20 protein-coding genes are annotated in these 12,753 nt (G+C 73.4%); all 20 read left to right on the top strand.

Features of this window, described 5'->3' with window-relative positions; all coding sequences use genetic code 11:
- Positions 1-125 precede the first annotated feature (125 nt).
- Entirely contained in the window at positions 126-1,598 is a 1,473-nt protein-coding gene (locus ACZ6ZI_RS38540; protein WP_469529376.1) for a hypothetical protein, read from the top strand.
- Complete coding sequence (locus tag ACZ6ZI_RS38535; RefSeq protein WP_469529374.1) at positions 1,595-1,765, top strand: hypothetical protein; 171 nt, start codon at positions 1,595-1,597, stop codon at positions 1,763-1,765. Before ACZ6ZI_RS38540 ends, ACZ6ZI_RS38535 begins: the two co-directional genes overlap by 4 nt.
- Positions 1,766-1,902: 137 nt before the next feature.
- Entirely contained in the window at positions 1,903-2,406 is a 504-nt protein-coding gene (locus ACZ6ZI_RS38530; RefSeq protein WP_469529371.1) for a hypothetical protein, read from the top strand.
- A complete protein-coding gene (locus ACZ6ZI_RS38525; protein WP_469529368.1) occupies positions 2,393-2,830 on the top strand; it encodes an RRQRL motif-containing zinc-binding protein in 438 nt (145 codons plus the stop codon). The genes ACZ6ZI_RS38530 and ACZ6ZI_RS38525 overlap by 14 nt, the downstream gene beginning before the upstream one ends.
- 130 nt (positions 2,831-2,960) lie before the next feature.
- Entirely contained in the window at positions 2,961-3,194 is a 234-nt protein-coding gene (locus ACZ6ZI_RS38520) for a hypothetical protein (RefSeq protein WP_469529367.1), read from the top strand.
- Positions 3,191-3,781: a hypothetical protein gene (locus tag ACZ6ZI_RS38515; RefSeq protein WP_469529365.1), complete on the top strand. Its 591-nt coding sequence runs from the start codon at positions 3,191-3,193 to the stop codon at positions 3,779-3,781. Before ACZ6ZI_RS38520 ends, ACZ6ZI_RS38515 begins: the two co-directional genes overlap by 4 nt.
- A gap of 92 nt (positions 3,782-3,873) precedes the next feature.
- The gene (locus tag ACZ6ZI_RS38510) at positions 3,874-4,356 is read left to right on the top strand and encodes a Pycsar system effector family protein (protein ID WP_469529363.1); all 483 of its coding nucleotides are present in this window, start codon (positions 3,874-3,876) and stop codon (positions 4,354-4,356) included.
- A gap of 107 nt (positions 4,357-4,463) precedes the next feature.
- Entirely contained in the window at positions 4,464-5,045 is a 582-nt protein-coding gene (locus ACZ6ZI_RS38505; RefSeq protein WP_469529361.1) for a hypothetical protein, read from the top strand.
- Between the two features lie 108 nt (positions 5,046-5,153).
- A complete protein-coding gene (locus tag ACZ6ZI_RS38500; protein ID WP_469529358.1) occupies positions 5,154-5,534 on the top strand; it encodes a hypothetical protein in 381 nt (126 codons plus the stop codon).
- 96 nt (positions 5,535-5,630) lie between these two features.
- A complete protein-coding gene (locus ACZ6ZI_RS38495) occupies positions 5,631-6,329 on the top strand; it encodes a hypothetical protein (protein WP_469529357.1) in 699 nt (232 codons plus the stop codon).
- Between the two features lie 89 nt (positions 6,330-6,418).
- Complete coding sequence (locus ACZ6ZI_RS38490) at positions 6,419-7,045, top strand: hypothetical protein (RefSeq protein ID WP_469529354.1); 627 nt, start codon at positions 6,419-6,421, stop codon at positions 7,043-7,045.
- 113 nt (positions 7,046-7,158) lie between these two features.
- Positions 7,159-7,962 carry a hypothetical protein gene (locus ACZ6ZI_RS38485; RefSeq protein WP_469529351.1) on the top strand — a complete coding sequence of 268 codons (804 nt, stop codon included), beginning with the start codon at positions 7,159-7,161 and terminating at the stop codon, positions 7,960-7,962.
- A 71-nt stretch (positions 7,963-8,033) separates the two neighbouring features.
- The gene (locus ACZ6ZI_RS38480; protein ID WP_469529348.1) at positions 8,034-8,453 is read left to right on the top strand and encodes an NUDIX domain-containing protein; all 420 of its coding nucleotides are present in this window, start codon (positions 8,034-8,036) and stop codon (positions 8,451-8,453) included.
- Between the two features lie 105 nt (positions 8,454-8,558).
- The gene (locus tag ACZ6ZI_RS38475) at positions 8,559-8,864 is read left to right on the top strand and encodes a hypothetical protein (RefSeq protein WP_469529346.1); all 306 of its coding nucleotides are present in this window, start codon (positions 8,559-8,561) and stop codon (positions 8,862-8,864) included.
- A gap of 91 nt (positions 8,865-8,955) precedes the next feature.
- The gene (locus ACZ6ZI_RS38470; RefSeq protein ID WP_469529343.1) at positions 8,956-9,636 is read left to right on the top strand and encodes a GGDEF domain-containing protein; all 681 of its coding nucleotides are present in this window, start codon (positions 8,956-8,958) and stop codon (positions 9,634-9,636) included.
- Positions 9,633-10,094 (top strand): ASCH domain-containing protein, encoded by a 462-nt coding sequence (locus ACZ6ZI_RS38465; RefSeq protein ID WP_469529340.1) that lies wholly within the window; start codon positions 9,633-9,635, stop codon positions 10,092-10,094. Before ACZ6ZI_RS38470 ends, ACZ6ZI_RS38465 begins: the two co-directional genes overlap by 4 nt.
- Entirely contained in the window at positions 10,091-10,648 is a 558-nt protein-coding gene (locus tag ACZ6ZI_RS38460; RefSeq protein WP_469529338.1) for a WhiB family transcriptional regulator, read from the top strand. The genes ACZ6ZI_RS38465 and ACZ6ZI_RS38460 overlap by 4 nt, the downstream gene beginning before the upstream one ends.
- A complete protein-coding gene (locus ACZ6ZI_RS38455) occupies positions 10,648-11,484 on the top strand; it encodes an Lsr2 family DNA-binding protein (protein WP_469529334.1) in 837 nt (278 codons plus the stop codon). The genes ACZ6ZI_RS38460 and ACZ6ZI_RS38455 overlap by 1 nt, the downstream gene beginning before the upstream one ends.
- Before the next feature lie 2 nt (positions 11,485-11,486).
- Positions 11,487-11,981, top strand: coding sequence for a hypothetical protein (locus tag ACZ6ZI_RS38450; RefSeq protein ID WP_469529332.1), 495 nt, complete (start codon positions 11,487-11,489; stop codon positions 11,979-11,981).
- Positions 11,982-11,988: 7 nt separating this feature from the next.
- Positions 11,989-12,705: a hypothetical protein gene (locus tag ACZ6ZI_RS38445; protein WP_469529331.1), complete on the top strand. Its 717-nt coding sequence runs from the start codon at positions 11,989-11,991 to the stop codon at positions 12,703-12,705.
- The last annotated feature ends 48 nt before the right edge of the window (positions 12,706-12,753 follow it).

Genomic DNA, 12,753 nt, shown 5'->3' with positions numbered 1-12,753 from the left:
GCGCACCCGTCCCCGCCCCAGGTAGGGGGCCCGCACCCTGGCCGCGCACCACCCAATGCGTACCCATTTGTCCCACGCGCACGGTGCGCACCGCACCCCCGCGCACCTTACGGAAGGTAACTGAATTGAGTGCCCCGACCGTGCCCCGGCCGACGCTGGCCGGGGCGCCCAGAACCGTCGCTCCTCCCGCGCCGGTCAGTGCCGACGACGCCGCCAAGGCCCGCAAGTCCATCGCCAAGCTGGACGAGGTCCTGGCCATGGTGACCAGGGCGCTGCTCACCCTCGGTGGCGGCGCTTTGGTCTTCACGTGTGTGAATGTGACCCTGTTCGGCATCTCCCACGACATCCCGTGGTTCATCGCCTGGATGCTGGATCCCCTGGCCAGCCTCGCCCTGATCACCGTCCTGTACGTCGACGGTGTCCTGGCCGAGCACGGCGGCGACTACAAGCCCGGCGGCTGGCCGTTCCTGCTGCGCTGGACCGCCGGCCTGTCCACCTGGGTCATGAACTGCTGGACCAGCCTCTACCCGGACGGGCACTTCCACTTCGTCCCGCAGAAGCCGGACGCCGGCGGAATCCTGCTCCACTCCGTCGCGCCCGCGCTGCTGATCCTGCTCGCGGAAGCGGCCACCGGGTACCGCAAGTACGCCACCCGGCGCCGCAGCGAGCTCACCGCGGTCATCGCGCAGTTCGAGACCGCGAAGCTCGCAGAACGCGAGGCCGCGCAAAAGCGAGCTCGCGAAGAGGCCGACCGCGAGGCCGCCGCCAAGCGCGAGGAAGCAGAACGCGAGGCCGCCACCAAGCGTGCCCGCGAAGAACGCGAGGACGCCCGGCGCGAACGCGAGGAGAACGCGAGGCTCGAAAACGAGCGCCGCGAGGCAGAAATCGAGGCCGCCGCCCGTACCCGCCGCGAAGAAATCGAGGCAGAACGCGAGCGGCTCCAGATCAAGGAGCGAGCAGCAGAAATCGAGGCGGCGCGACGCAAGGCCGATGCCGAGATCGACGCGCAGGACCGTCGCCAGAAGTGGGAGCTGGAGCAGGCCGAGCGGGACCGTGAGGCACAGCGGCAGGCCGAGATCACCACGGCAGAAGCCCAGGCAGAAGCGCTGCGGAAGGAGGCCGACGCGAAGGCAGAGGCCGAGCGGATCAAGGCCGAAGCCGAGGCCCGGGCCCTGGAGGAAGCCGAGAAGATCAAGCGCCAGCGGCTCCTGGAGAGGGCCGCCGCCAAGGCTCGCGGAACCTCGGAAAGTGCAGGAGCCCGCGCCTCGATTTCTGCGGGCCGTCCCTCGGAAAGTGGCGCCGCGCTCACCGCGGTTCCCGCCCTGGCCGCCTCGGAAACTGCGGGCCGGATCCCTCGCGATGTGCGCGAGCGGCAGCGCGATGAGGCCGAGCGGTACATCGCGAAGTGCTCGCTTTCCGGCATCGCGCCCGACCTGGAGCGCCTCGCGAACCAGTACGACAAGGCCGAGACGTGGGTCGGAGACCGCGTCCGCGCCGCGAAGAAGCGCCTCGCGGAAGAGGACGGTTTCGAGGACTCGGTCATCGCCGACGCCCTGGACGTCTTCGAGGACGACAGCGAAAACGCCGGTGCGGCATGACCCACCGGCCCGAAGAAGAGGAGAGCACCGTGGAGTTCACGTACGACTTCACCGAGCGGCCGGACGAGCCGATCGAACTGCCCACGGTCGGCCCCGGTCACCCGCCGACGATCCTGGCCCGCAGCGAACCGCTGCTGCCCACCCGGTACGGACACGCCACCGACTGAGCGCGCTTCGACGGCTCCACTGGCCCCCGAGATGAATTCAGCACCTCGGGGACCGGTGAAGAGGCCGAAGCCTCCCCGGGCGAATCTCACGCCAAATGACACCGCCCGAGCTCCCCATGCAGAGGAGAGACCCCATCATGCCGTCTTACGGCGAGCAGCCCCAGCCCACCTACTACCCCGAGCCGCTGCCTCCCCAGTACGGCCAGCAGCCCGTCCCCGCGTACGGCCAGCACGTCGTCCCGCTCCCCCAGGGCGCGGTCGTCTACCCGCCGGCCCCCGGCCTGGACGGCGTCGTGGTGATGCCCGGCCCGGGTGGCCACCCGGTCGCCTACTACACGGCGCCGCCCGCCCCGGCCCCGCAGCCCTACGTCTCCCCGCTCCTGGTGAAGGCGGCGCTGGTCGCGGTCATCCTCGGAGTCGCCGGGGTCGGCGTCTTCTTCCTCGCGGCCGCGCTGCTGGAGCTCGCCAAGGCGCTCGCGATCCTGGCGGGCCTCGCGCTGGGCGGCTTCGTCCTGCTCAAGATGCTCGCCACCGGCCCCGGCAGCGGGAAGGCGAGCTCGATCAACGTGACCGCCCGGGGCCGCGCCAAGGTGCAGGTCCACACCGGCCGCGGACACAACCGAGGCCGTGGCCGCCGCTGAGACGACGTCCCCGCCGGCCGTCCGGGACGTCGACATCTACGCCGACCCCACCGGCGCCCTCCCCGTGCACCGCTGGAGGCAGGCCCCGAAAGGGCTCGCGACCAGACGGCAACTCAGGGAGAGGCGCTTACGGCCCGGCGGCCAGGACCCGGTCGCCGTCATCGAGTGCCGGGGCGGCAAACGCATGGCCTACCTCTACGAGATCGCCAAGGCCAAGCCGATCCGGCCGATGACCTTCGCCAAGGAGGTCGCGCTCGACAAGGCGATGGCCGCCCGGCAGACCTGCCCGAAGTGCTTGCGCCGGTACTACCACTGCCTTCCTCTGCGCACCCTCGGTTCGTGCCTGGAGTGCTCCGACGGCACCCCGGCCGCGCCCGGCAGCTACATGCACCACGGCGGTGGCCACCTGGCCGCCGCAGCATGACCGTTCACCCCTGACGGCTGCCTGATCCACCCGTGCCGCGGCTTCGCGGCCCGGGTGGTGAAGGGGAGCCGGGCAGACCCGGCCCCGCGCACACGACCTTGTCCCCTGTGCCTGGGAGAGCCCACCCCCGATGGCGAAGAAGCCGCCCGCCGTGATCGGCGTCCTGACCGAACCCACCCCGCCCACCTGGTGGAAAGCCCACCGCCACCAGGTCGCCCTGATCGCCGGGATCTTCCTCGGCTGGCAGCTGTGCGGGGCGAGCAGCGGCGCCGCCGATCCCGACCAGCACGGCCCCACCCGCCCCACCCACAGCGTCACCCCGTCCGCGACGCCGTCGACCACCGCGAAGGAGAACCACCGGTGACCGAGCCCAACAAGCCCGACCCCGCAGTCCCGCCGCTGACGACCATCGACGACAGCCAGCGCATCCCCCGCCCGAGGCAGCCGGCAGCACCACAGGCCGAGCCGATCCGCGCCGCCCAGGACGTCCCGGCCGGAGCCATCGCCGCCGTCGGCGCCGTCGGCGTGATCGCGGTGATCCTCGCCCTCAAGTGGGGCGTGCCGAAGGCGATCGACTGGTACCACCACCAGGACTGGGCCTGGTTCACCCAGTGGACCGCCACCGTCGCCGACCCCGTCCACGCCTACCTGGCCGCGCACACCGCCGGCCTTCCGCTGACGGCCTCCAGCGCCTTCCTCATCTGGCTGGGCGTCGGCGCCGTCTCCCTGGGCCTGTCCTGGCTCACCGGCGCGGTCGGCGCCCGGCTGACCTGGATCGCGCACGGCGTCTGCTCGGTGGCGATGGTGTGGGACGCCTCCCCCACCGCCGGCCGCCCGGTCGCCGCGGCCCTGGCCGTCCTCGCCTGGACGATCGGCTCCCTCTTCGCGCTGCGCGGCCTGTCCCTGCGCCCGCGCATCACCATCCACACCCACAACCACCCCGCCCGCTGACCGTTCTGGCGGCTGCCTGATCCACCCGCCCCGCCGTACGCGGGCCGGGTGGTGAAGGGGAGCCGGACAGCCCGGCCGGAAGGGATCCGATCATGACCCTCGGCACCGACGCCGCGCCGCACACCAGCGACCCGGGCAAGAACCTGGACGCCGCCTGCACCACGGTCAGCGGCGAGATCGCCCGCACCGACAGCAAGGCATCGCTGCTACTCGCCTTCGACGGCGCGGTCCTCGCCGGACTCGCCAGCCTCGCCGACAAGAAGTTCCCCCTGCCCGCCCAGCTCGTGGGCGGCGCCGCCGGCCTTCTCCTCGCGGCCGCCGCCGTGCTGCTGCTCCTGGTCGTGCGGCCCAACATCGGAGGCCGCACGCCGGCGCCCGGCAGCTTCCCGCACTGGGCGCAGCTGGACGCGGACGCCATCCGAGTCTCCATGGACACCGACACCCGCGGCGCCCGCATCAAGGCCCTGTCGACCATCGCCGTGGCCAAGTACGCGCGCCTCGCCCGCGCGGTCGACACGATCCTCGCCGCGCTCGCCCTGCTCCTGGCCGCCGCCGTCCTTGCGGTCGCCGGGTGAGCAGCTGGCCGTACGCGCTCGTCCTGGTCCTCCTCGCCGTGGCCGCCATCGCGGCCCGGCGCGCTCACCCCGCCGCACGTCCCGACACCGACAAGGAGCAGTAGCCCATGGCGCTCACCCTGTTCACCCGTCGCCCCGAGCCCGTCGATCTGCCGGCCGTCGAGCCCGAGCCGTGGCCCGAGATCGGCGAGACCTGGAAGCCCGAGGGCGTCACCATCGCCCAGCGCTACTACAACCAGGCGAGCTCGGTCGTCCTCGTCTACACCACCGACGACGGCCCGCACGGCACCTACTACTCCGTCGCCTGCCTCGGCTGCCACTACGCCACCGCGAAGGACGGGAAGCGCACCTACAACACGCGCTACGGCCTCGCCGACGCCGCGACGGTGGCCAACGAGCACGCCACGACCTGCCGGGCGCTGCCCCGCGACATCCCCGACCGCCCGGACGACGACACCGTCCGCGAGCAACTGCACGCCTGGGTCCGCAGGTCCCGCCGCCGGGACGGGGACACGCAGGTGTGGGTGTCCGACCTGGACCTGATCCGCCTCACCCTCCAGCGCACCAACGACTGGATCGTGGCCGTGCTCAACCAGCTGGTCGTCGACGAGCCGGAGATCGTGCGCGTCGAGCGCAGCGAGTACAGCGACTACACCTCGTACTACGCCCGCCGCCTCCCGGAGAACTGACCGGCGCCCTCCGTGCGTCCCCGCCCGCCGCACGTCGGCGGCCGGGGACGACGCGGTGTCCGCCCGGTCAGCCGAGACCGGACGACCGGCCCTCCCCCGGAGGTCACCGTGTCCCTCGCCCGCCGTTCCCTCATGGAGGCCGCCGCCGCCCGCTTCGGCTGGCGCCGCGCCTACGCCGACACCACCGCCGTCGACGCGCTGCTCACCGAGCAGACCGAGACCGCGTACACCGAGGCCGCCGACCACGCGGCCCGCGCCACCGCGAAGAACACCGACGTCCTGCACGTGCAGCCCTGCGTCCTGGAAGTCCGCGGCCGCGTCCTCGCCGACGTCCTCTACCTCGAGGGCCTGCTGGCCGGCGCCCGCAACCGCGACCTGCCCCCCGAGCTCATCGAGCGCCTGGAGGACGCCGTCGACCACGGCCACGAGCTCACCGTGCTGCTCGCGGACACCGTCCGCACCACCGCCGCGCTCCACACGGCCGGCTGAGCGCCCGGGGCGGCCGCAGGCGTCGGGCCCGGCCGCCCCGGAGCAGTACCCCTCCCCCTCCCAGAGCGCACTGACAGAAGAAGGAGCCTCAACATCATGACCGCAACCCTGCGCCAGACGGCCATCAGCGTCGTCAACACGATGATCGAGGGCGCCAGCATGGCGTCCACGCTGATCGGCGGCGCGGCCGGTGCCTACCTCGGCTACCAGGTCGCCCCCGCCACGTGGACGGACGGGACCCGCATCCTGCTCGCCGGGGCGGTCGCCGTCATCGGCGCCGTCGCCATCGACGGACTCGCCGAACTCGTCCTCGCCCCGATGCGCCGCCTCATGCGGACCCGCACCCCGCTGCCCTCCACCCGCCGGTCCGCCCCGGCCCCGGCCACCACCCTGGACGAGGCCCTCGCCCAGGTCGTCACCGCCACCGAGGAAGACGCGGCACACCGCGCCGCCAGCGACGCCTTCCGGATCGACGACGGCGACAACTTCCTGCGAGACGAGAACCGGTGGCGCGGCTACGAGGACGGCGAGGCGTCCTTCTACCTCGCCCCCGGCGTGGTGCTCCACCACCGTGCCGAGGTCGGCAAGTACGGCCGCAAGAACCACTTCACGCTGCTGACCGGCGACGGCGAGCAGCCGGTGCCCATCACCGGCATGGAGCAGATCCGCCTCCACCTCGCCGCCCGCGCCGCCGGCCTTCCCGCCGCCCAGGCGACGGGCGCCACCGAGGACGAGGACAAGCCCCACCCCGCGGTCACCGAGCTCCACGAGCACCTCAAGTCCCTCGAAGCCTGACGGGCTACCCGTTCCGCCCCGGCCCTGCGCGGCCGGGGCGGTGCGGCGGCCAATCAGACCCACCCGAGACCGAGCCGGAAGGCCCCCGCATGTCGCAGCCCACGCAGATCACCGTCATCCGCGACGGCCTGTTCACCTCCCGCAGCCTCACCGCCGACATCAACGACACCGTCATCACCGCGCAGAAGCTCGTGAAGGAGCACTTCGGGCGGCGCCCGCTGACCGCCGTGGAGCTGGTGGTTACCTCCCCCAAGAAGATCCCCGGCCTCGCCGCCGCGGCGCAGGGAGCGGCCGCGGGGATCCCGGAGAACGTCTACGCCGAGAAGCGCCTCAGCTTCACCAACAAGCCCGACGACCTGTACTCCGTCACCGTGATCGCCCCGAAGAACACGATCCGGATCCTGATCAACGCCAAGCGGCTGCGCCGCCGCCGACGCGAGATCGGCGCGACGCTCGTGTGGGCGTTCGTCGAGGTCGACCAGCTGTGCCGCAAGGGCGCACTGGAGCGGCGCATCGCCCTTACCCGGCACGAGATGGGCACCCAGGTCCTGTCCAAGGGCAGGGCCCGCAGCCTCTACCGGACCGAGGCGGAGATGGAGGCCGAAGCCGCGAAGGTCACCGGGCAGATCGTCGGCAAGGTCATCCGGCAGAACCGGCAGGCCGAAGCCGCCGCCGCCCGCGAAGAGACCGCCACCGCGCAGACCGCAGCTGCCTGACCGCACACCGTGCCGTCCCGGCCTCCTTGGCCGGGGCGGCGCGGTGCCCCGTCAGCCACGCCACCGGGGTGACCCAACCCGCCTGCACGTCCTGAACCGACCTGGAGAAACCCATGGCCCGCAGCGCCCGGCCCGTCGTCCACTACATGGCGACCCGGCCCGACGGCACCGTCCCGCCCACCTGCAACCACCTCGCCCGCTACTACAGCGGCCTGGGCGAGACGATCCCGACCGTGAACCTCGCCGACCACATCGGCGAGACCGTCGACCACCCCACCCCCGGCGAGCGGTGGTACACCGACAAGCCGTTCGGCTACTTCCACATGTACAGCCGGCCCGGCGAGATCCTGGAGCGCCTGGAGGCGGCGGAGCGGTGGCCGGTGCGGCTGTGGGAGGTCGAGCCGCTCGGTGAGACCGGCAACTGGGGCAACGACTTCGCCCCGTACTGGCTGATGTCCCACCAGATCCGCGTCGTCCGCGAGGTCGAGGCGTGGCGTGCGTTCGGGCACCGCGGCGCGCAGGTCCTGGCCGTCCTCGCCCAGCTGCCCGACCTCGCCCGCCAGTGGGCCGAAGAGTGGGCCGCCGACCCCGAGGCCACCCGCCGCACGTACAAGGCGTGGGAGACCCGGGTGGACGACACCCGCGCGCTGACGGACTGGGCGTACGGACGCGCCCGGCGCTCCCGCCGCGAGGCCGGCCTCCAGACGGCCAACCAGCTCGCCGGAGACGCGGCCGCGCAGGCCGCCGCCGACGCCGGAGCCGATCCCCACGCCGTCGCCCTGATCCGGCTGCGAGCCCGCTGCCTGGTCGCCGGTCAGCTCACCTTCGACCGGTTCCGCACCGGCGAGTACGAGCAGTCGATCCGCGGCCTGCTGCTCGGTGCCGGACTCGACACCCCCGCCCCCGTCCCCGCCTGACCACCCGCAGACAGTCCTGCCCCGCCCCGGCCACCCGGCCGGGGCCCCGATCCAAGACCAGGAGACACCTCTTGAGCACCGACACCACCACCGACGAGACGATCCGCTACACCGCCGACGTCGTCCTGTTCGCCGACCGGCACGTCCTGCTGATCGAGCGGGGCTGGGAGCCGTTCAAGAACCGGTGGGCGCTGCCCGGCGGACACGTCGACAAGGGCGAATGCAGCCTGGACGCCTCCGCGCGTGAACTGGAGGAGGAGACCGGCATCACCGTCCCGACCGCCGACCTCCGGCAGGTCGGCGCCTTCGACGCCGTCGGCCGGGACCCGCGCGGCCGGTACGTCACCGTCGCCTACACCGCCACCCTGCCCGCGCTGGTCGAGCCGACGGCCGGGGACGACGCCACCGCCGCCCGCTGGTGGCCCCTGGCCGCGCTCCCGGACCTGGCGTTCGACCACGCCGAGATCGTCGCGGAGGCGGTCAAGCGCTGACCCCTTCCCGCGCGCCCGCGGCGTTCCTCCGTGCCGCCCCGGCCCTTCCCGGCCGGGGCGGTCGCGGTGTTCCGCCACGACCAGCGACAGGAAGGAGAAGGCGTCATGCCGCAGCAGCTGGAGTTCTACGAGGTGGACGTACCGATACACACCAACGACCGGGCGCAGCGCGGTGTGCACGTCTTCACCGGCAGGGCGTCCTCGGTCGACGAGGCCCTGGCTCGTGCCCACCAGGTCTACGACGCGGCGTTCGCCGCGCGGCGGGCCGGACTCGAGGTCCCCGGGCAGCAGGACGGCGGCTGGGCAGCGCGCGGGGTCCGCGACGGCTGGGAGCTGGACTGGGCGGCGGCGAAGGCCGGCCCCTGGTCCAACCCGAACAGCTGGACCCGCAAGAAGCCCTACGAGCTGTAGATACGCCCCGAGGCAGACGCACACGGCCTGGTAACCGACGCCTGCCTCGGGCCTACCCATCCCGTACAAGACGAGAGAGGAAGCCACCAGTATGGCCTCCACCGCGCGCGTACAGGCCCCGTTCGGGCAACGTGCCCTGCTCATCACCACCCTCGCCGTGCCGCTGACCGGCTGGACCGTGCACGCGCTCGCGCTGCACCGCAAGCTGTCCGCCGCCCGCCGCGACCCGCTCACCGGACTGCTCGGACGCGACGGCTACACCACCCGGGCCCGGCAGCTCATCGACCGGTACGGCGACAGCGCCCTGGTGGTCCTGGTGGACCTGGACCACTTCAAGCAGATCAACGACGGGCCCGGCGGGCACGCCGCCGGCGACCGCGTCCTGGCCGCGACCGCGACCCGGCTCACCGCCTGGTCGGGCAGCCGCGGCGTGGTCGGCCGGCTCGGGGGCGACGAGTTCGCCGTCGCGGTCCGGATCGCACCCGGCCGCCGCGAGCTCCGTCTCGCCCAGCTCACGCAGCTGCTCGCGCAGCCCGTCGAGGTCGAGGGCGGCCGCCTGGTCGACGTCGCCGCGTCGGTCGGCGCGGCCTGCCCCGACGTCCTCGGCACGACGGACCTGTCCCTGCTCCAGCGGGCCGCCGACGCCGCGATGTACGCGGGCAAGCACACCGGTCGCGCCGTCCTCGCCGACCGCTCGCACGCCATGGTGCCCTCCATCAACGGGCGCCGCGCCGGACGGCCGGGCACCCACACCCTGGGGCGGGCGGCATGAGCGACACCACCACCACCGCCGACCTGGGCACCTGGATCCGGGGCATCACGATCCGCCAGCCCTGGACGACGTGCATCCTCGCCGGGAAGGACGTGGAGAACCGCCCGGCCGCCTGGTCCTGGCGCGGCCTGGTGCTGCTGCACGCCGGGCAGGCCACCGAGCGGGCCCCGATGCGCGACCCGCTGGTCGCCACCGCGATCCGCGGCCGCGCCTTGCACACCCGGGCCGTCATCGGCGTCGCCCGCCTCACCGACTGCCACCAGGACGCCGCCGGCACCGCCCTCTGCTCGCGCTGGGCGCAGGCCGACGCGTTCCACCTGGTCCTGGCCGACGTCCGGGAGCTCGCGCTGCCGATCCCGTGGCTGCACGGACAGCTCGGACCGTGGCGCCCGCCGCGCGACCTCGTGGACCAGGTCCTCCTTCAGCTCCCCCACCTCGCTCCGGAGGGCACCTCATGAGCGGCACCCGCACCGGCGTCCCGAAGCCGCCGACGTTCATCGCGGCCGACGACCGGATTCCCTTCCCCGAGACCGACCAGGCCCTGCGCTGCCGCACGGAGCCCAGCCTGTTCTCGATCGAGGACATCCGCACCGACGAAGACCCCCGCGCCCGGGAGAAGGCGCTCGTCCAGGTCAAGCACGCCTGCTCCGGCTGCCCGATCGTCGAGGGCTGCCTGAAGTGGGCGCTGGCCAACCCCGCCCTGACCGCGCACGGCGTGTGGGCGGCGACCACCGTCCGCGACCGTACGCGGCTGCGCAAGCAGCTCGTGGCCCGGCTCGGTGCGGACTGGGTCGGCGTGGTCGCCGAACAGGACCGGCTCCGCAGGGAGCGGGCGCGCGAGGCCCGCGTCGTGCCGCCGACCGCCCGCGAACTCGCCCTCGCCCGCCTGGAGCTGGAAGGCATCCCCACCCGGCCCGCGCCCTACAACCGCTGGAAGGAACCCATCACCCCGGCGCAGGCGGCGTCCAATCTGCACGTGCTGGCGCTGGCCGTCAGCGGCAAGGCCGCGTGATGTTCACCGACTGGACCGAGGCCCTCGAAGCCGAAGCGCTGCCCCTGAACCCGAACCCGCAGCAGCAGCTCGCCGCCGCGGCCCGGGTCACCGCCCGCAGCTCCCGCGACAAGGACGACCTCGGGCTGCTCCTGGACGTCCTCGGGCTGCCCACCGACACCCTCACCGCCCTGCTCCCCCTCATCCCGGAAACCGGAGACGCACCCACCATGACGAACACCCCCACCGCCCCGGCCCTGTCCGCGCACGAGGCCATGGCGATCTCCATGCACAACAACGGCGACAGCGAGGAGGCCATCCGCGAGGCCACCGGCCTGACCGAGACCGAGCTCAGCGACCTCATCGCCGACCGCGTCCTCGGACTGCCCGCCCCGGCCGCCGGCTCCCCGGTCATCGACGTCCCGGTCATCGCGCTGCCCATCACCAACGCCGTGCAGAAGCTGCTCGACTGGGCGGCCACGCACCCGGCCGCCTCAGTCCGCAGCCGCGCCGCCCGCATCACCGCCGACCTCACCGAGCTCTCCGAACGCCGCGACAGCGAGGCCGCCCAGCGCGAGGCCGAGGAGAAGGTCGCCAAGGCCCGCGCCGAACTGGAAAAGGCGCAGGAGGAGCTGCGCACCGTCAAGGCCGGCACCCGCGCCACCACGGCGGCCGCCGCCGCGCCCACCCCGATCCGCGCGGGCCTGGGCAGCGGCCGCACCCGTGAGGAGCTCGCCGCCGTCCGCGCGTGGGCGCGCGAGAACGGCCACCAGGTCGCCGACGCGGGCATCGTGCCCAAGCGGGTCCTGGAGGCGTACGACGCCGCGCACCAGGCGCCGGTCCGGAAGGCCGGCTGACCGTGGCCGACGACGACGCCATAGCCCTGGACGGATTCCTGGACGAGGAGACCGTGCCCGGCGACCTCCACGGGTCGACGGCGCGGTTCCGCCTCACCATCTCCCCGACGGACGAGCGCACGGACGAGATGATCCTGCCCTGCAGCGTCGCCGACCCGTTTATGGCGCGCACGGTCATCCACGACCTGACCCCCGGCGACAAGCTCCGCGTCACCGGCTACCTCCGGCTCCCCCGCACGCCCGATGAGCCGATATGGCTGGTCGTCACCACCCTCGCCGTGCTGGAGACAGCACCGCAGCCGTCCGACCCGACCGCCCTCTCCACGGCCGTCCTCGAGCGGTACGGACGGTACGTCTGCTGGTTCGACGCCGAGGACTCCGGTGAGATCCCGGTCTGGACCGAAGCCGGCGTCTGGGTCGGCACCGCCGGCGACCCGGATGCGCTGAACGAGCTGATCGACGCGTTCGAGCAGCGCCAGGCCACCGGCGGCGAGTGACCCGGCCGTGCCCATCCGTCCCGAGAACCTGCACCGCTACCCGCGCGACTGGAACGAGATCAGCGCGCGCATCCGGTTCGAGCGGGCCCGCGGCCGCTGCGAGTGCACGGGCCACTGCGGCCTGGCGCACCCCGGCGGCCGCTGCCCCGCCGTCCACGAGGAGATCCACCCGGACACCGGGTCCGTGGTCGGCCTCACCACCGCCCACCTCAACCACACCCCAGAGGACGTGCGGGAGAGCAACCTGCTCGCCGCCTGCCAGCTCTGCCACCTCCGTATCGACCACGGACACCACCGGGTCACCCGATCCATCACCCTCGCCGCCCGGGCGGCGGCCGCCGGACAGCTCGGACTCCTCCCCGAGACCGCGCTCACCCGCACCGAGCCGCCCACCCCGCCGCGCCCCACCCGGGGCCGCGCCCCGGCGGCCGCGCTCCACCAGCTGCCCTTCCCCGAGCCCGACCAGGAGACGAAGCCCATGGCCCGCATCAGCGTCAAGATCGCCCCACTCCACCCCGACGGCACCGAATGCACCCACTCCGTCAGCCCCTCCGGCAAGCCCCGCGACCCGGACGCCGGGTGCGCCGGCCGCCGCAACTACGCCGTGGTGTGCAGCGCCTGCGGCCCCGTCGGCGAGCCGCACGGCCTGCGCGTCCTCGCCGAACCGGAGCAGCGCAAGCACCGCGACAGCCACAAGGCCGCCCTCACCTCGGCCACCCGCTGACCCCACCCGCTCCGGCTGTCCGGGACCAATTGGTCCCGGACAGCCCCG

The sequence above is a fragment of the Streptomyces sp. NPDC103540 genome (genome assembly GCF_055584445.1).
This window is presented reverse-complemented; position numbering and strand designations above follow the sequence as displayed.